This window comes from Pseudomonas sp. JL3 (assembly GCF_031570575.1).
In the GTDB taxonomy this organism is placed as follows: domain Bacteria; phylum Pseudomonadota; class Gammaproteobacteria; order Pseudomonadales; family Pseudomonadaceae; genus Aquipseudomonas; species Aquipseudomonas cucumis.
In genome coordinates this window covers 1-16818 of the sequence record NZ_JAKWJK010000013.1, presented here as the reverse complement: position 1 = coordinate 16818, position 16818 = coordinate 1, and the positions used below count along the sequence as shown (strand labels likewise).

Annotated in this window: 17 protein-coding genes; 6 read left to right on the top strand and 11 right to left on the bottom strand. The window is 59.1% G+C overall.

Translation table 11 applies throughout. The annotated features are described in order from the left end of the window. The first annotated feature begins 129 nt into the window (after positions 1-129). Together erdR and MMG91_RS20405 are read left to right on the top strand one after the other, a co-directional pair. Positions 130-780, top strand: a complete 651-nt coding sequence (gene erdR, locus MMG91_RS20410) for a response regulator transcription factor ErdR (protein WP_007907284.1) — start codon at positions 130-132, stop codon at positions 778-780. Positions 781-855: 75 nt separating this feature from the next. Further along, positions 856-1218: a diacylglycerol kinase gene (locus tag MMG91_RS20405; RefSeq protein ID WP_008010143.1), complete on the top strand. Its 363-nt coding sequence runs from the start codon at positions 856-858 to the stop codon at positions 1216-1218. Here MMG91_RS20405 and MMG91_RS20400 read toward each other — a convergent pair. Then, positions 1215-2141, bottom strand: a complete 927-nt coding sequence (locus MMG91_RS20400; protein ID WP_305448439.1) for a LysR family transcriptional regulator — start codon at positions 2139-2141, stop codon at positions 1215-1217. The two genes, MMG91_RS20405 and MMG91_RS20400, sit on opposite strands and share 4 nt — an antisense overlap. Before the next feature lie 121 nt (positions 2142-2262). Between MMG91_RS20400 and fpr the strand changes: the two genes are divergently transcribed. After that, a complete protein-coding gene (fpr, locus tag MMG91_RS20395) occupies positions 2263-3042 on the top strand; it encodes a ferredoxin-NADP reductase (RefSeq protein WP_003443014.1) in 780 nt (259 codons plus the stop codon). 115 nt (positions 3043-3157) lie between these two features. Here the strand turns inward: fpr and tsaA are convergent, their stop codons facing one another. From tsaA to rimO, 6 genes are all read right to left on the bottom strand, one after another. Further along, positions 3158-3859, bottom strand: coding sequence for a tRNA (N6-threonylcarbamoyladenosine(37)-N6)-methyltransferase TrmO (tsaA, locus tag MMG91_RS20390; RefSeq protein WP_310660599.1), 702 nt, complete (start codon positions 3857-3859; stop codon positions 3158-3160). 165 nt (positions 3860-4024) lie between these two features. Further along, a complete protein-coding gene (locus tag MMG91_RS20385; protein WP_310660517.1) occupies positions 4025-4795 on the bottom strand; it encodes an SDR family oxidoreductase in 771 nt (256 codons plus the stop codon). Positions 4796-5001: 206 nt separating this feature from the next. Continuing rightward, positions 5002-5472: a DUF1456 family protein gene (locus MMG91_RS20380; protein ID WP_123719811.1), complete on the bottom strand. Its 471-nt coding sequence runs from the start codon at positions 5470-5472 to the stop codon at positions 5002-5004. 75 nt (positions 5473-5547) lie between these two features. Beyond that, the gene (locus MMG91_RS20375) at positions 5548-6258 is read right to left on the bottom strand and encodes an rRNA pseudouridine synthase (protein WP_090187685.1); all 711 of its coding nucleotides are present in this window, start codon (positions 6256-6258) and stop codon (positions 5548-5550) included. Between the two features lie 192 nt (positions 6259-6450). Further along, complete coding sequence (locus tag MMG91_RS20370; RefSeq protein WP_310660516.1) at positions 6451-6924, bottom strand: GNAT family N-acetyltransferase; 474 nt, start codon at positions 6922-6924, stop codon at positions 6451-6453. Positions 6925-7031: 107 nt separating this feature from the next. Beyond that, positions 7032-8369 carry a 30S ribosomal protein S12 methylthiotransferase RimO gene (gene rimO, locus MMG91_RS20365; protein WP_123499342.1) on the bottom strand — a complete coding sequence of 446 codons (1338 nt, stop codon included), beginning with the start codon at positions 8367-8369 and terminating at the stop codon, positions 7032-7034. 289 nt (positions 8370-8658) lie between these two features. Between rimO and MMG91_RS20360 the strand changes: the two genes are divergently transcribed. Continuing rightward, complete coding sequence (locus MMG91_RS20360) at positions 8659-10560, top strand: potassium transporter Kup (RefSeq protein ID WP_310660515.1); 1902 nt, start codon at positions 8659-8661, stop codon at positions 10558-10560. Positions 10561-10781: 221 nt separating this feature from the next. Here MMG91_RS20360 and MMG91_RS20355 read toward each other — a convergent pair whose 3' ends face one another. Beyond that, positions 10782-11108 (bottom strand): DUF3077 domain-containing protein, encoded by a 327-nt coding sequence (locus tag MMG91_RS20355; RefSeq protein WP_310660514.1) that lies wholly within the window; start codon positions 11106-11108, stop codon positions 10782-10784. 482 nt (positions 11109-11590) lie between these two features. Between MMG91_RS20355 and MMG91_RS20350 the strand changes: the two genes are divergently transcribed. Next, complete coding sequence (locus tag MMG91_RS20350; protein WP_310660513.1) at positions 11591-11881, top strand: type II toxin-antitoxin system Phd/YefM family antitoxin; 291 nt, start codon at positions 11591-11593, stop codon at positions 11879-11881. 11 nt (positions 11882-11892) lie between these two features. After that, complete coding sequence (locus MMG91_RS20345) at positions 11893-12180, top strand: type II toxin-antitoxin system RelE/ParE family toxin (protein ID WP_038979200.1); 288 nt, start codon at positions 11893-11895, stop codon at positions 12178-12180. Between the two features lie 440 nt (positions 12181-12620). Here MMG91_RS20345 and MMG91_RS20340 read toward each other — a convergent pair whose 3' ends face one another. The 3 genes from MMG91_RS20340 to MMG91_RS20330 all read right to left on the bottom strand — a co-directional run. Beyond that, positions 12621-13916: a virulence factor family protein gene (locus MMG91_RS20340; protein WP_310660512.1), complete on the bottom strand. Its 1296-nt coding sequence runs from the start codon at positions 13914-13916 to the stop codon at positions 12621-12623. Then, the gene (gene mprF, locus MMG91_RS20335) at positions 13916-16558 is read right to left on the bottom strand and encodes a bifunctional lysylphosphatidylglycerol flippase/synthetase MprF (protein WP_310660511.1); all 2643 of its coding nucleotides are present in this window, start codon (positions 16556-16558) and stop codon (positions 13916-13918) included. The genes MMG91_RS20340 and mprF overlap by 1 nt, the downstream gene beginning before the upstream one ends. Beyond that, a partial coding sequence (locus MMG91_RS20330; protein ID WP_310660510.1) for a hypothetical protein occupies positions 16539-16818 on the bottom strand: 280 nt, incomplete at its 5' end. The genes MMG91_RS20330 and mprF, both read right to left, overlap by 20 nt.

Here is a 16818-nt window from a genome sequence, read left to right as displayed (position 1 = left end):
ACGCTGCTTTTTTTACGTGATTGGCGTTGAACGTGCCCTGTTGGTGTCGCTGCGTGGCTGCACCTCGAGTTGTTCTGGCGAGGCCTGAAATGCATCAGGCGTCCCATAAAAAACAGGATCATTTGAAAAATGGCCACATACGAAATCCTGATTGCCGATGACCATCCTCTTTTTCGTAGCGCCCTGCATCAAGCGTTGACCCTGGGCCTGGGCCCGGATGTCCGTCTGGTGGAAGTGGCGAGCATTGCCGAGCTGGAAACCCGTCTGGACGAAAAGGCCGACTGGGATCTGGTACTGCTGGACCTGAACATGCCGGGGGCGTACGGCTTTTCCGGGTTGGTGCTGTTGCGTGGGCAGTACCCGCAGATTCCGGTGGTGATGGTGTCGGCTCAGGAAGAAGCGTCGATCATGGTGAAATCCCGTGAATTCGGCGCCAGCGGTTTCATTCCCAAGTCCAGTGATTTGAGCGTCATTCAGAAAGCCGTACGCGCGGTGCTGGATGGCGACGTTTTCTGGCCGCCCCAGGCCTTCGAAGCGGTCAGCGTTTCCGCCGAAGCCAAGGCCGCCAGCGAAGGCCTTGCCAGCCTGACACCCCAACAGTTCCGGGTGTTGACCATGGTCTGTGAAGGTTTGCTGAACAAGCAGATTGCTTACGAGTTGAGTGTTTCCGAAGCGACGATCAAGGCCCATGTCACGGCAATTTTCCGTAAGCTGAATGTGCGGACCCGGACTCAGGCAGCACTGCTCTTGCAACAACTTGAGTCAATTTCGAGCAACTAAGACGCTACGTGTTCACGCTTTTTTGACTTTGCTTAATCTAGCTTTCCCACTCCTTTTTGGTCAGTTGCCTACTTTATGTCACCTTTCAAAGGCCAGACCGGCCTCAAACGCATCCTCAACGCCTCGGGCTACTCCCTGGACGGCCTGCGCGCGGCCTTCACCGGTGAAGCGGCCTTCCGGCAACTGGTGTTGCTCAACGTTATCCTGATTCCGCTGTCGTTCTTCCTGAACGTCAGCCGTGTCGAGCAGGCGCTGCTGATTGCAGTCTGCCTGTTGGCCTTGATCGTCGAGTTGCTCAATTCGGCGGTGGAAGCGGCCATTGACCGCATTTCCCTTGAGTTGCACCCACTGTCCAAGAACGCCAAGGACATGGGCAGCGCCGCTCAATTCGTTGCGTTGAGCATGATCGCGCTGGTGTGGGCGGTGATTCTGCTTTAGGCGATGGTGGGCAGGACGATCTCGTCGCTGCGCTGAACCCCGGCGGTGAACGCGCGGCACAGGTCGAGGAATTCGCGCATGGCCGATGTCTGATATTTCTGTTTGTGCCAGATGAAATAAAACTGTCGCGCCAGGTCCAGATCCGGTGTTTCCACCGGCACCAGGCTGCCGCGGCGGAACGCATCGCGTAGCGCCAGGCGCGAAATGCAGCCAATCCCCAAACCTGATTCCACCGCGCGCTTGATCGCTTCGGTGTGTTCCAGCTCCAGGCGAATGTTCAGCGCGCTACGATGGTGTCGCATGGCCTGGTCGAACGTCAGTCGTGTGCCCGAGCCTTGCTCGCGGAGAATCCACGCCTCATGACTCAGCTCCTCCACGGTCGCTATACCGCGTTTGGCCAGCGGATGCTGGGGCGCACAGAACACCACTAGCTCATCCTCGACCCAACTCTGCACTTCGATGTCCGGATGACTGCAATCGCCTTCGATTAGACCCAGATCAATTTCATAGTGCGCGACCTGTTGCACGATGTTGGCAGTGTTCTGCACATGCAGCTTCACTTGGCTTTCCGGATGGCGCTGCATGAAGCTGCCGATCAGCAGCGTTGCGAGGTAATTGCCGATGGTCAGGGTCGCGCCGACCGCCAGAGAGCCGAAACCGGACTTGCCGTTGAGCAGGTCTTCGATTTCCTTGGCCTGATCGAGCAGGGCCACCGCTTGCGGCAACAGCTGTTTGCCGAGGGCGTTGAGGCTCAGCCGTTTGCCGGCGCGATCGAACAGCTGACAGCTGCACTGGCGCTCTAGCTCGGTGATCGAGGTGCTCGCCGCCGATTGCGAAAGGTTGAGCGTCAGGGCAGCACGGGATACGCTTTCCTGCTGGGCGACGGCGACGAATACTTGAAGTTGACGGAGAGTAAATCGCATATCGATATAACCGATAACCCTTATCTTAATAATCCAGTTAACAGATATTGTCGCTGCCATTAGAATGCGCTGCAATTGCGCACATCATCGGCGCAGGCAAATCTCCAGGAGTCCCACGTACATGAGCAACATGAACCACGAGCGTGTCCTCAGTGTTCACCACTGGAACGACACTCTGTTCAGCTTCAAGTGCACCCGCGATCCGGGCCTGCGCTTCGAGAACGGTCAGTTCGTGATGATCGGCCTGCAACAGCCCAATGGCCGCCCGCTTATGCGCGCTTACTCGATTGCCAGCCCGAACTGGGAAGAGCATCTCGAGTTCTTCAGCATCAAGGTGCCTGATGGCCCGCTGACTTCCCAGTTGCAGCATCTGAAGGAAGGCGACGAGATCATCATCAGCAAAAAGCCTACCGGCACCCTGGTGCTGGATGACTTGAAGCCTGGCAAACATTTGTACCTGCTCAGCACCGGTACCGGTCTGGCGCCGTTCATGAGCGTCATCCAGGACCCGGAAACCTATGAGCGTTTCGAAAAAGTGATCCTGTGCCACGGCGTGCGTTACGTCAACGAAGTCGCGTATCGCGAGTTCATCACCGAGCACCTGCCGCAGAACGAGTTCTTCGGCGAGGCCCTGCGTGACAAGCTGATCTACTACCCGACCGTGACCCGCGAGCCATTCGAGAACGAAGGCCGCCTGACCGACCTGATGCGCAGCGGCAAGCTGTTCAGCGACATCGGCCTGCCACCGATCAACCCGCAGGACGACCGCGCCATGCTGTGCGGCAGCCCGAGCATGCTCGACGAAACCAGCGAAGTGTTGAACAGCTTCGGCCTGAAAGTTTCGCCACGGATGCGCGAGCCGGGTGATTACCTGATCGAGCGTGCGTTCGTCGAGAAGTAAGACGTTGTTTGGGTGACGCAGAGCGTCACTGGATGCATTCCCACGCGGAGCGTGGGAACGATCAGCCCCCATTGCCTGTGCAGGCAATGGGGGCTTTTTTATGCCCGACACAAACCTACAGGTTGGACACGGGAATGACTTCGAGGACGCGGATAAGGCCAGGCGTAGGGTAATGCCAGCGCACATCCACATCCCAGAACTGCGCGCCGTATTCCCTTTCCGGTGCAGGAATCTGGTACGCCGGGCGTGGGTCTTGTGCCAGGCATTGCTCGATCAGCTCGACCAAGGGCTCATCAAGCCGCTGAGCATGGCTCTGAGCCTGTTGCAGTGCTGAGTCTGTCCACTGCACGGGAATCAGCGATGGCGGGGCGCTGGCGATGCTGTTGGACGCTGTGTCGATGATATCGGCGTAGGGCACGTAGGGTTTGATGTCGAGAATCGGCGTCCCGTCGAGGAGGTCGATGCCGGAGATCCACAGCCGATTGGCTTCGACTTTGTCCAGCTTGACCACCGATTGACCGATGCCATTGGGCCGGTGCGTCGCCCGAGTGGCAAATACGCCCATGGATTTATTGCCGCCCAGGCGTGGAGGGCGGACTTTTAGACGTGGCTTTTCTTCCAGGGCCTGATGGAACAGGAACAACAGCCAGACATGGCTGACCTGCTCCAGTCCCTGCACCGCATCACCCTGATCGAACGGTGCCACCAATTCCAGCACGCCTCGAGCGGCCGGGGCCAGTTGCGGCTGGCGCGGAATGGCGAACTTCTCCTTGAAGCAGGAGCGCACGAAGCCGATGGGGGAAACGCTGTAGGTCATGGTTGGGGTCGAGTCGGGATTGGGGCGGGCATGATAACCCACGCAATGATCGTTCCCATGCTCCGCGTGGGAATACAGCCGGGGACGCTCCGCGTCCCAAAGCGGACGCAGAGCGTCCATTGAGGCATTCCCACGCAGAGCGTGGGAACGATCATCCGGAAGAGATCAGAGGCTGAACCCACCATCCAGTGGGATGATGTTCCCGGTCATATACGCCCCAGCCTTACTCGCCAGACTGATCGCCAACGCCGCCATCTCTTCTTCCCGGCCCCAGCGTTTCATCGGAATCAGCGCCGTATCCTCTGCCAGCGCCTGCTCATCATCGCCGATGTGCTGCGTCATCTTGCTTGGAAAGCGTCCCGGCGCAATCACATTGACGTTGATGTGCTGGCCCACCAGTTCCCGCGCCAGAATCCGCGACAGTTGATGCAGGGCAGCCTTGCTCGGGCCGTAGGCATATGCCTGTTCGCCGAAGGATGAAATCCCGGCCACTGAACCGATGTTGATGATCCGCGCCGGATTCGCTTCGGAGCCAGCCTTGCGCAGCATCGGCAGAAACTGCTGGATGCAGTTGAACACCGAGGTCACATTGAGCTGCATGACCTTTTCCCAGCCCTTGACCGGGTAACTCTCCAACGGCGCGCCCCAGGTGGTGCCGGCATTGTTCACCAGAATATCCAGCTGACCGATCTGTTCACTCAGGCGTGCAGCCAATTGCTGGACGCCTTCTTCGTGGGCCAGGTTGGCAGCTACCGCGTGACAAACCCCGAAGGCACTCAGTTCGTTGGCAGTTTGCTGACAGGCGTCGGCATCGCGGGCACACACGTACACAGTGGCGCCAGCCTCGACATAAGCCTTGGCGATCATTTTGCCGATACCGCGGGTGCCGCCGGTCACCAGAGCGGTGCGGCCTGCGAGAGAAAAATACGGGTGCATAGGGCGAGTCCTGAGGGCAAAGGGTCAGTACACCCTAGTCGTCAGCCGCCAGAAGCGGAGCCACTATTTTTGCGAGGAATGAGGGTCTATACAGCCTTGAACTGCCACCGCCCTTGTAGGAGCACAGCTTGCTGGCGAAGGCGTTTTGAAGATCGCCTTCGCGGGCAAGCCTCGCTCCTGCAGGGACCGTGGCGTTCGTGGGCGATTTACTGCGGGCGAACGCGCAGGGTCAGGCCCTTGAGGAAGTTGCGCAGCAACTGGTCGCCGCAGGTGCGGTAGTTGGTGTGGCCGAACTTGCGGAACAGCGCGCTCAGCTCAGGCTTGGACACCGGGAACTCGGCGGCCTTGAGGATGGCGTGCATGTCGTCTTCTTTCAGTTCGAAGGCCACGCGCAGTTTCTTCAGGATGATGTTGTTGGTCACTGGCACTTCGATCGGCTGCGGCGGACGGCTTTCGTCCTTGCCGCGCTTGAAGATCACCAGGCCATCGAGGAAATGCGCCATGACTTCGTCCGGGCAGCGTACGAAGCCTTCCTCGTCTTCCTCTTTCTTGTCGAGGTAAGTCAGCAAGTCTTCCAGGGACACGTCCATGCCACCGATCTTGATGATTTCGATGACTTTCTTGTCGCTGATGTCGAGCATGTAGCGCACGCTGCGCAGTACGTCGTTATGAATCATGGTGTGCAGTCCTGATATTCAGCAGTGGGCGCCGCATAAACAGCGACGCCAAAATGTGTGGCGGCGTGAAAAGTCTTAGAACTTCTCTTTGCCGGACAGGTAACGCCATTGCCCCAACGGCACTTTGCCGATGGACACGCCGCCGATGCGGATGCGGCGGATGGCGACGACCTTCAGGCCAACGGCCTGGCAAAACAGGGCGATCACGCCCGGTTGCGGGTTCTTCATCGCAAAGCGCAGGCGATTTTCGTTCTGCCAGCTGGCCTTGACCGGTGGCAGTTCCTTACCTTTGTAGGTGAGGCCGTGGTTCAGGCGGTTGAGGCCGTGAGCCACCATGTCGCCTTCTACCTCGACGACATATTCTTGTTCGATCTTGGCGGAATCGGCGGTGAGCTTGCGCAGGATCTTCCAGTCCTGGGTAAACACCAGCAAACCGCTGGCATTGGCCTGCAGATCGGTACTGGCGGTCAGGCGCAGGAAGTGGCCCTTGAGCGGACGTTTGCTGAAGCGATGTTCTTCGCTCAGGGTCTCGGCGCTGATGGTCGCCATGGCCGTTTCCGCGTCCATGCCCGCAGGCACGTTGAACAGGATGGTCACCGGCTCCGGCGCTGTGGCCTTGGCTTCGGGGTCGAGCTCGACTTTTTGGGTGTCGACCTTGAACTGCGGCTCGTCGATAACTTCGCCGTCCACGGTGACCCAGCCGCCCTCGATGAACAGCTCAGCCTCCCGACGGGAACAGCCGACGAGTTCGATGAGGCGTTTGGAGAGACGAATCGGGTCAGTCATGACAGGGCCGTAACAAAAAAGGGGTGGGCATTGTACCTGCCTGGCGTCGGTTAATCCCGGCTCCATTTCACCGTTTGGCTTTTTGTGTGAGCTGGCTTGCCTGCGATGGCATCGCTGCGACCTGACAGACAAACCGCGTCGTCTGTATCGCAGGCAAGCCAGCTCCCACATTGTTCTATGTTGGGTCAGCCATTAACCATTACGCGTCAGTTGTTGAGACTGACGCAAACGCATGTGCAACAACGGATAGGGCTGACCCATACCGTCGTGCTCGGAGCGACCGATCACCTCAAAGCCCTGTTTGAAGTAAAACCCCAAGGCCTGCGGGTTCTGCTCGTTGACGTCCAGTTCATCGGCGTTCAGGTGTTCCAGGGCATAGCGCAGCAATTGCTTGCCCAGGCCTTTGCCACGATGCGCTGGGTCAATGAAGAGCATTTCGATCTTGCCCGCCGCCACGCCGGCGAATCCGGTGATGCGCTGGCGCGAGTCTTTGGTGCAGATCAGCATCACCGCGTCGAGGTAGCGGGTCAGCACCAGATTCTTAAGCAGCTCGATGTAGCTGTCGGGCAGAAAGTCATGGGTGGCGCGCACCGAGGCTTCCCACACTTGGGTGAGTTCTTCGTAGTCGCTCTGTTTCGGTGTGTGAATGACCGAGTGTTGGGGCATGCCCGCTTGCCTCTTCCGTGGATGACGCGAGTTCTTTCTCTCACAAAACGATAGACGTAAAAAAGCCCCGCATCTCGTCAAGAGAGCGGGGCTTTTTGTTTTTTTTTTTAGATCTGTTCAGCCCACAGGTCGTATTCGTCGGCGTCGGTCACTTTGCACCAGACTTTGTCGCCCGGCTTCAAGTTGCTGCCGTTGTCGATGAACACGTTGCCGTCGATTTCCGGGGCATCGAAGAAGCAACGGCCGACCGCGCCTTGCTCGTCGACTTCATCGACCAGCACTTCGATTTCACGGCCGATGCGCATTTGCAGGCGCGCCGAGCTGATGGCCTGCTGGTGCGCCATGAAGCGGTCCCAACGGTCTTGCTTGACGTCGTCCGGCACGATGGCCGCGTCCAGCAGGTTGGCCGGTGCGCCTTCGACCGGCGAGTACTGGAAGCAGCCGACGCGATCGAGTTGCGCTTCGGTCAGCCAGTTCAGCAGGTACTGGAAGTCTTCTTCGGTTTCGCCGGGGAAGCCGACGATGAAGGTCGAACGGATGATCAGGTCTGGGCAGATTTCGCGCCAGTTCTTGATCCGCGCCAGGGTCTTGTCTTCGAAGGCCGGGCGTTTCATCGCTTTGAGGACTTTCGGGCTCGCGTGCTGGAACGGGATGTCCAGATACGGCAGGATCTTGCCGGCGGCCATCAGCGGGATCAGCTCGTCGACGTGCGGGTACGGGTAAACGTAGTGCAGGCGCACCCAGACACCAAGGGTGCTCAGGGCTTCGCAGAGTTCGGTCATGCGGGTTTTCACCGGCGCGCCGTTCCAGAAGCCGGTGCGGTATTTCACGTCGACGCCGTAGGCGCTGGTGTCCTGGGAAATCACTAACAGCTCTTTGACGCCGGCCTTGACAAGGCGCTGGGCCTCGTCGAGCACATCACCGACCGGGCGGCTGACCAGTTTGCCGCGCATCGACGGGATGATGCAGAAGCTGCAGCTGTGGTTGCAACCTTCGGAAATCTTCAGGTAGGCGTAGTGGCGCGGGGTCAGTTTGATCCCTTGCGGCGGCACCAGGTCGATCAGCGGGTTGTGATCCTGACGCGGCGGCACGGCGTCATGCACGGCGTTGACCACTTGCTCGTACTGCTGCGGACCGGTCACGGCCAATACGCTTGGGTGCACGTTGCGGATGTTGCCTTCTTCGACGCCCATGCAGCCGGTCACGATGACCTTGCCGTTTTCCTTGATGGCTTCGCCAATCACTTCAAGGGACTCAGCCTTGGCCGAGTCGATAAAGCCGCAAGTGTTGACCACCACGACGTCGGCGTCCTGATAAGTGGACACAACGTCATAGCCTTCCATGCGCAGCTGGGTAAGGATGCGCTCGGAGTCGACCAGTGCTTTCGGGCAACCCAGGGATACGAAGCCAACCTTTGGATTGGCCGGCGCAGGAGTGGTGGACATGTCTAACCTCGGTATTTTGGGACGCCTCCAGCCGAGAACGGCAAGGCGACTGACGGGCGCTAGTGGCGCCTCTGATCAAAAAGTGCGCAATTCTAGCGATGGGCGGCCCACTTGACCAGCTTTATGCAGGGAAATACGACGAGTGCTGCGCTATGCTCCGCGCCGTCACGCTTTACAGATTTTCTACAGTCAACAAAACGTCTGTAACAACAAGTAAAGCAGCGCATGCTGCACGGCAGAGCATAGTGTGTCTTTCGAAGAAGTCCGGGTTTGGTAGTAGGAGCGGTGGATGGGGCAGGCAAGTAGTCAGGCGGTCGCCAACGGGCATTCGGCGGCGAAGCCGATCAGCATGCTGGTGGCGGCGGCGGGAGTGGTTTACGGCGACATCGGCACCAGCCCGTTGTACACCATCAAAGAAGTGTTTTCCGGACAATACGGCGTGCAAGTCAATCATGACGGTGTCTTCGGTATTCTGGCGTTGATTTTCTGGTCGCTGATCTGGGTGGTCTCGATCAAGTACGTATTGTTCATCCTGCGTGCCGACAACCAGGGCGAAGGCGGCATCATGTCGCTGACAGCGCTGGCTCGCCGGGCTGCGGCGCCCTATCCAAAATTGCGTACCCTATTGGTGATTCTCGGGCTGATCGGTGCCTCGCTGTTTTATGGCGACAGCATGATTACCCCGGCGATTTCGGTTCTATCGGCAGTGGAAGGTCTGGAAGTCGCCTTCGATGGCCTTGAGCACTGGGTAGTGCCCATGTCGTTGGTAATATTGGTGGCCCTGTTCCTGATCCAGAAACATGGCACCGACCGGATCGGCAAGCTGTTCGGGCCGGTGATGGTGCTGTGGTTCGTGGTCCTTGGGGGGTTGGGCATTCACGGCATTGCCCAGCACCCGGAAGTGCTTAATGCCCTGAACCCGGCCTGGGGTGTGCGCTTTTTCGTCGTTCACCCGGGCATGGGCGTGGCGATTCTCGGTGCAGTGGTGTTGGCTTTGACTGGCGCCGAAGCGTTGTACGCCGATATGGGCCATTTCGGCCGCAAGCCGATTGCCCGTGCCTGGTTCGCCCTGGTGCTGCCGGGTCTGGTACTCAATTACTTCGGTCAGGGGGCTTTGCTGCTGGAAAATCCAGAGGCCGCGCGCAACCCGTTTTACCTGCTGGCCCCGAGCTGGGCCCTGGTGCCACTGGTGGTGCTGTCGACCCTGGCCACGGTGATCGCTTCCCAAGCGGTGATCTCCGGAGCATTTTCGCTGACCCGCCAGGCCATCCAGCTGGGTTACATCCCGCGCATGCATATTCAGCATACCTCCAGTGCCGAACAGGGGCAGATCTACATCGGTGCGGTGAACTGGGCGCTGATGGTCGGCGTGATTCTGTTGGTGCTGGGCTTTGAATCGTCGGGTGCCCTGGCGTCGGCTTATGGCGTGGCCGTGACCGGAACCATGTTGATCACCAGCATCCTGGTGTCGGCAGTGGCGCTGCTGTTGTGGAAGTGGCCGCCGCTACTGACCGTGCCGCTGCTGATTGGCTTCTTGTTGGTGGACGGGCTGTTCTTCGCCGCCAACGTGCCGAAGATCCTCCAGGGCGGTGCGTTTCCGGTGTTGGCGGGGATTGTGCTGTTTATCCTGATGACCACCTGGAAGCGCGGCAAGGAGTTGCTGGTCGAGCGCATCGATGAGGGCGGGTTGCCGCTGCCGGTCTTTATCGGCAGCATCCGTGTGCAACCGCCCCACCGGGTTCAGGGCACGGCGGTCTTCCTCACCGCCCGCCCGGATGCTGTGCCTCACGCGCTGTTGCACAACCTGCTGCATAACCAGGTGCTGCACGACCAAGTGGTGCTGTTGACAGTGGTGTACGAAGACATTCCGCGCGTCCCGCCGCAACGGCGTTTCGAGGTCGATTCCTACGGCGAAGGCTTCTTCCGGGTGATCCTGCACTTCGGCTTCACTGACGAGCCTGATGTGCCTGAGGCCTTGAAACTGTGCCATCTGGATGACCTGGATTTCAGTCCGATGCGCACCACCTACTTCCTCAGTCGCGAAACGGTCATTGCCTCAAAACTCGAAGGCATGGCCCGCTGGCGCGAGGTGTTGTTCGCGTTCATGTTGAAGAATGCCAACGGCAATCTGCGCTTCTTCAATCTGCCGCTGAACCGGGTGATTGAACTGGGTACGCAAGTCGAGATGTAAGCCACATGAAAAAGCCCCCGTTGCCGTGAAGGTAGCGGGGGCTTTTTATTGACCGGCATTTGATCCCAATCCCAACGAAAAACCCTGTGGGAGTGGGCTTGCCCGCGATGACGGCAGTAAATCCAACATTGATGTGGCAGACATACCGCTATCGCGGGCAAGCCCGCTCCCACAGGTAATTTCAGTGTCTGCTGGAACGCGGCTTTTCCGTCCCTGTGCCTTTACTGGCTTTCAGGCAGCTCTTCTTCAGATTCGGTCTTTGTCCGGGCAGGTCGCGGTGTCAGCACCTTCACCACATCATCAATCACAGCCTTGGACATAGCCGTCAAATAATGCGCGGCCCAGGCGTGGCGGTCGGTGTCTTTTATGTAGGCTGCATCCTCGGTAAATGATTTGGCGAGGAACAGCAGATCGGAGGCTTGTGACAATGCATCAACGATGGGGACGCCGGCGCGGACGTTGAATAACGCCTGATCCGAGCAGTAAATGAGCGGGGTGAAGCCGATGGTTTTTAATTCTGAAATCGCGGAAGCATCAATTTTAGTCATAGTCAAAAATCCTAGTTGAGGAGCTGACTCATTCGTTTCCAAGCGAATGGGTGACAGCTGTACGCAGGTTGGAAAACCGGGAACTAGGAAACCGGCACGCCCGAGGGCGTCCCACGCACAGCTGCCATAACTCATGATCACAAAAAGCGCATGCAATCATGAAGGGGCGCTGTTGCGGCTAGTATCCGACGGGTTTCCAAGCCCGATCGCTGAATGGTCAGCGATGTCCGGAGAGTATCCCGTCGAAGAAAAGCGCAACAAGGCGGCAAAGTGCCCAAAAAGCGAGATTCGGAGTTTGCCTACAAGGTCTGTGGGCGTCATCTGATATTGCGACATCTTCAATAAACAAAACTAAACATATCCCGTGAGCTTGAAAACACAGGTTGGCATATTCGCGTTTCTTGCTGCTTGATGTATGACTAATTAAGCGCAATACTCTGCGTAGAACTGTGTGTTCAAATTTGCATGATAGAGAGGTGAGTATGACGGCATTACTGGAACGTGCTGACCAGGCGATTTCGGTGACTGCGATGGTCAGGGGGTTCAGCGCGAGGCTCAAAGAGATTTCCAGCCGGGCCACCGAACGGCTGGTCATCTTCAAAGACAATCAGCCAGCAGCGGTCATTATCAATGTCGATGCGTATCAGGAAATGCTCGACGAGCTTGAGAATCTTCGGGTTGAAGCAGCGGCCCGGGAGCGACTGATCGGTTTTGACCAGTCCAAGGCGATTAGCCATGACGATATGCGGGCAAGGTACGCCAGGAAAGACTAAAGGAGCTATGGATGGTTTGGGGCGTTATCTATCATCCGGAGGTTCAGAAGGATCTGGATCTGCTGGGAGCTGTGGCGGCGAACCGCATTCTTGATGTTATCGAAGAGCGGATTATCAATGGTGAGCCGGACAAGAGCGGCAAGCCCCTGAGAGCCAGTCTTGCGGGCTGTAGACGGATCCGGACAGGCGACACGCGGATTGTTTATAGGGTCGATGGCAAGGCCATTCAGGTATTGATCGTCGCAGTCGGGGCCCGACGTGACGAAGAGGTCTATGACGCCGCAGAGCGTCGCCTATAGTAGAAAGCCCCCGTTGCCGTGAAGGTAGCGGGGGCTTTTTTTGTGTTCGGTGATTTTGAATCCACTGACCATCCCCTGTGGGAGCGAGCTTGCTCGCGATAGCGGTCTGTCAGTCGACATCAATGGCGACTGCTCGTCCGTCATCGCGAGCAAGCTCGCTCCCACAGGGGATTTATTGTGTCTTGGGAGTTACTTACTTTGAGGTAGTTCTTCTTCGGATTCGGTCATTGTCCGGGCTAGTCGCGAGGTCCGGACCAATCGGACGGTCTTGACGGCTCGATATTTTCAATAAAAAAGTGTCCACGTTTTATGGAATGTGGACACTTGGAGTTTCTGGTTTCAAGAAGAGTCAAGACGTTTTACTTTTGTTATATGTTTGCATGTAAAAAAGCCCCCGCGACCAAACGGCTACGGGGGCTTTTTCGTGGGCGCGCCTCAGATCACTCCTGAGCCGTCTCGCCCTTGGCCTGGCGCTTCTCGATGATGTCCACCAACCGCTTGGCCAGCGCCGGGTAGTTCTCATCAAAGTGATGGCCGCCAGGCAGTTTCATCGCTTCGCCCACGGCGGTCTTGTCGGTGCAGCCGCTCTCGTCGACTTCTTCCTCACCGTAGATGCACACCACTTTTGCAGGCGGCAGCTTGGCCATTTCCGGGCCGGTGGCGGCTTCTTTGCCGGCGTTGCCGAGCCAGCCTTCGACTTCGATTTCGAAGCTTCCGGTGCGGGCGAAGGCCAGCAGGATGATTGCATCGACGCGCTGCTGTTCGGCTTCTGGCAGGCGGTTGTAGATGGCGGGCAGTACGTCCGCGCCGAACGAGTAACCGGTCAGGATGAAGCGCTTGGTGCCCCATTTCTGCCGGTAGTGCTGCATCAGTTCGGTCAGGTCCAGAGCGCTTTGTTCCGGGCTCTTGTGCTGCCAGTAGTAGCGCAGGGTGTCGATGCCGACCACCGGGTAGCCGATCTTCGCCATCTCACCGGCCACGTCGCGGTCCAGGTCACGCCAGCCGCCGTCGCCGGAGAGGAACAGGGTGACGGTGTCCTTGGCCTGGCCGGCCGGGACTTCGACCACGGGGATCTGCAGGCCGCCAGCGGCTTTGTCGCCACCGACGAGGAGCTTGCGCAGTTCGTTGTTCAGCACTTGCGGCAGGTTGATGTCGTAGTCGCTGATGCTGGTTTCGGCGTTGGGCTGGTCACGCACGAAGCCGGCGCTGGTGTCATCCGGGTTGTCGTTCCAGGCCACCAGCCAGTGGCCGTGGGCGGCGCTTTTCGGCAGCAGGTGAGTGCAGCCGGGTTTTTCCAGGGCCAGGTCAACCGAAATCGCCTGGGCCTTTTCGTCCTTCTGCTCAGCCAGCCAGCGCCACGCCAGCACGGCGCCAGGGCCGATGCCGCTGACCAGGGTTGCCGGGCCTTGGAGTTGCTTGAGGCCTGCTTGCAAGGCGCGACCTTGCAGGATGCAGTCCTTGGGCAGGATCACCTGGACGATCTGCGCCGAGCCGCTGCGGCTCAGGGTCAGCAATTGTTTGTCGCTGAGCTTCTGGTCTTCATTGACCGCCACCAGCACTTGGGCGCGTGGCGTGGTGCCGGGGATGACGCGGGTCATCGCGGCGCCATCGGCCGGGGTCAGCAGTTCGAGGGTCGGTTCCGGTGCCGGGCGTTTCAGGTACCAGTAACCGCCACCGACCATCAGGGCCAGCACTACCAGTGTGGCCAGTACGTACCGCAGGGAGCGTTGAATCATCAGCGTTTCACCAATCCAGTCAAGCCACCCGCAATCAGGGCGGCAGTGTCGGCCAGGGCCACCAGCGGATCGAGTCCGGCGGGCACGGCCATATAACGGGGTTCCCAGTCGGGCTGGAACTTGTCTTTGAAGCGGCGCAAACCTTGGAAGTTGTACAGCTGCTCACCACGGCGGAATACCATCGAGCCCAGGCGCTGGGTCAGTGGTGCACCACGCCGGGGTTGTAACCCCGACAACGGCACCATGCCCAGGCTGAAACGCGCGTATCCATGATTTTTATAATGTTGAATCAGGCCGACCATCATGAACTCCATGGTCAGCTTGGGGGCGTCGGGGTGCGCGCGCATCAGGTCGAGGCTGGCCAGTTCATGGTCGTAGGTCTCGAGCAGGTTGGCGAACGCCACCGGGCGCCCTTCGAAACGAATCACCGCGACGCGGAAGTGCTTGAGGTAGTCATCACTAAAACGCCCGAGCGAGAAGCCTTTCTCGCGCACATTCTTGCCGGTCAGCCAGGCGTCCGAAATAGCCTTGAGCTCATCCATCGGCGCTTGCCCCGGCTCATGGATCTCCAGCGACAGGCCGTCACGGGTGCCACGGTTCCAGGTGTAGCGCAGCTCCTTCATCTCTTTGCCCTTGGCCTCGAGATCGAAACGCTTGAGGTCGACCCGGGCTTCCTCGCCGAGCTTGATCGCGGTCAGGCCGATGTCCATGTAGTACGGCAGGTTCTCGGCACGCACTTGATAGAACACGGGGCGGGCGTGGTGGATATCGCACAGGTCACGGAACTGCCAGATCATTTCCGCCCGTTGCTGGCTCGGGCCGATCGGGTCATACAGCGCCACCAGGCTGCGGCCACGGCGGGCGTACATCAGGAACGCCTCGTCGTTGGGATGAAACAGCAGCGCCTTGTCACCGGTCAGTGCCAGGCCACCGTCCGGTTGCGCGGAGGCCATCAGGATCTTTACCGCGCGATCCAGCTCATCCGGCGTCGGCAAGTGAATCACCGGGCGCGCGGTGCGCAGTAGCCACGTCAGGGATACCACCACCAGCAGGACCGCGGCGCCAAGCAGCGAGCGCAGGCCACGCGGGGCATCGGCGTCGAGGGTGAACTGCCACCAGAGTTGATGGCTGTACGGAACATCCTGATAGGCGAACAGCAGCAACCAGATAGACGCGCCCAGTACGCAAAGGCTGGCCACCAGATACAGCGGCGAAAATGGCACTTCGGTCAGGCGACTGGGGCGATAGAACGAGCGCCGGAAAACTCCCAGCAAACTCGCCGTCAGGGTCATCAGGCAAGCCTCTTCCCAGTCGAAGCCTTTAAGCAGAGAGAGCAGGGCGCCGACCAACAACAGAATGGTGGTCAGCATCCACGCGGCTGACAGGCGGCGACGCAGCCCCTGAGCCAGCAGCAGGCAGAGCACGCCCACCAGGCTGGCACCGAAGTGCGAGGCGTCGACCAGTCGGTGCGGAATCAGAAAACCAATGTGTTCAAGGCGGGTATCGATCTCTGGCGTCACGCCGGAAAACAGCAGCACCACGCCGGACAGGAACACCAGCACCGCCAGAATCGGCGCGGCCATGCCAGATGCAGCACGCAAGGACTGGCGCGATTGAAACAGGCGCTGACCTTCATTAACCAGCAGCAGTACGCAAGCCACCAGCAGCGGCAACACCACGTAGATCAGGCGGTAGAGCAACAGGGCAGCAGCCAGTGGCGCGGCGCCGAGTTTGTCGGCGAAGGCGGCGAGCAAAATCGCCTCGAACACCCCGACACCACCCGGCACATGGCTGAGCACGCCAGCGGCCAGGGCCAATAGATAGACCAGCAGGAACGCACCGAAGGGCGGCGCTTCCGGCAGCAACAGATAGAGCACGATCGCGGCGGCGGCCACGTCCAGAGCGGTGATGACCAATTGCAGGAACGTCAGGCGGCGACCCGGCAGGCGCAAGGTGCGGCGACCGACCTTGACCAGCAGGTTGTCAGGGTAGGGCTGCTCGGGCAATCGGCGGCGATAGATACCGATAGCCAGTACCACGGAGAGCAACAGCACGGCTACTGCAATCGCGCCCAGCAATGTTTCGGAGAAACCCAGGGCCACGGAGGCGGCGGGCAGGTTGCTGAGGGTGGCGAGGGCGGCCAGGGGCGGGAGGGCGCAGCCGAGCGAAAGGCTGGCAAACAAGGTCATGTGTGCGACTTCCGACGCCCCCACGCCATGACGTGCATACAAACGGTAGCGAACCGAGCCGCCTGACAGCAGCGAAAGGCCGATGGCATTGCCAATGGCAAATGCGGTGAAACCGCCCAATGCCAATATTCGCGGTGCGAGCGTCACGCCGGCATAACGGCTGGCCGACCATTCGTAACCCAGCAGAATGATGAAGCCGATGACGGTTGCGCCGAGCGCACCCAGCAAGGCCGGTTTTGGCACTTCCAGAATCGAGTCGTGCAGCGCGTATAGATCGAGTTCGCTCAGCAGGTGACGACAGGCAATCAACGCGATGGCGAACAACAGCAAAGTGACCGCCAGACCGATGGGCTGACGGTATTTGCTGATTCGATCCAGCAAGCGCAGGCGCTCGGCTTTGATCGGTTGTGTCGCTGTGACGGTGTCTTGTGGATCAGACGAGTTGGCGCGCATCAATCACCTCTTGGATTGTGCGCGACAGGATGGAGGTATCCAGCCAAGTTACCAATCCCTGTAGAAAAAAATAATCACAAATATTAACGCCTCTCACCGGATGTGGGCGATGGCGCGTCATCAGTCGTAGAGGGTTCCGTCTGCGGTTCAGCCTGACGATCCCGAACGGCTCGCTGCACAGTGACAGATCATTGTTGCGAAAGGACTTTTTCAACAGATACAAAAAAGGCCACTCTTTCGAGTAGCCTTTTTTGATGTTT

Bases quoted from the DNA above. Each gene is read 5' to 3' on its own strand.
- erdR (WP_007907284.1), top strand. From the start codon at position 130: ATGGCCACATACGAAATCCTGATTGCCGATGACCATCCTCTTTTTCGT.
- MMG91_RS20405 (WP_008010143.1), top strand. From the start codon at position 856: ATGTCACCTTTCAAAGGCCAGACCGGCCTCAAACGCATCCTCAACGCC.
- MMG91_RS20400 (WP_305448439.1), bottom strand. From the start codon at position 2,141: ATGCGATTTACTCTCCGTCAACTTCAAGTATTCGTCGCCGTCGCCCAG.
- fpr (WP_003443014.1), top strand. From the start codon at position 2,263: ATGAGCAACATGAACCACGAGCGTGTCCTCAGTGTTCACCACTGGAAC.
- tsaA (WP_310660599.1), bottom strand. From the start codon at position 3,859: ATGACCTACAGCGTTTCCCCCATCGGCTTCGTGCGCTCCTGCTTCAAG.
- MMG91_RS20385 (WP_310660517.1), bottom strand. From the start codon at position 4,795: ATGCACCCGTATTTTTCTCTCGCAGGCCGCACCGCTCTGGTGACCGGC.
- MMG91_RS20380 (WP_123719811.1), bottom strand. From the start codon at position 5,472: ATGATTCATAACGACGTACTGCGCAGCGTGCGCTACATGCTCGACATC.
- MMG91_RS20375 (WP_090187685.1), bottom strand. From the start codon at position 6,258: ATGACTGACCCGATTCGTCTCTCCAAACGCCTCATCGAACTCGTCGGC.
- MMG91_RS20370 (WP_310660516.1), bottom strand. From the start codon at position 6,924: ATGCCCCAACACTCGGTCATTCACACACCGAAACAGAGCGACTACGAA.
- rimO (WP_123499342.1), bottom strand. From the start codon at position 8,369: ATGTCCACCACTCCTGCGCCGGCCAATCCAAAGGTTGGCTTCGTATCC.
- MMG91_RS20360 (WP_310660515.1), top strand. From the start codon at position 8,659: ATGGGGCAGGCAAGTAGTCAGGCGGTCGCCAACGGGCATTCGGCGGCG.
- MMG91_RS20355 (WP_310660514.1), bottom strand. From the start codon at position 11,108: ATGACTAAAATTGATGCTTCCGCGATTTCAGAATTAAAAACCATCGGC.
- MMG91_RS20350 (WP_310660513.1), top strand. From the start codon at position 11,591: ATGACGGCATTACTGGAACGTGCTGACCAGGCGATTTCGGTGACTGCG.
- MMG91_RS20345 (WP_038979200.1), top strand. From the start codon at position 11,893: ATGGTTTGGGGCGTTATCTATCATCCGGAGGTTCAGAAGGATCTGGAT.
- MMG91_RS20340 (WP_310660512.1), bottom strand. From the start codon at position 13,916: ATGATTCAACGCTCCCTGCGGTACGTACTGGCCACACTGGTAGTGCTG.
- mprF (WP_310660511.1), bottom strand. From the start codon at position 16,558: ATGCGCGCCAACTCGTCTGATCCACAAGACACCGTCACAGCGACACAA.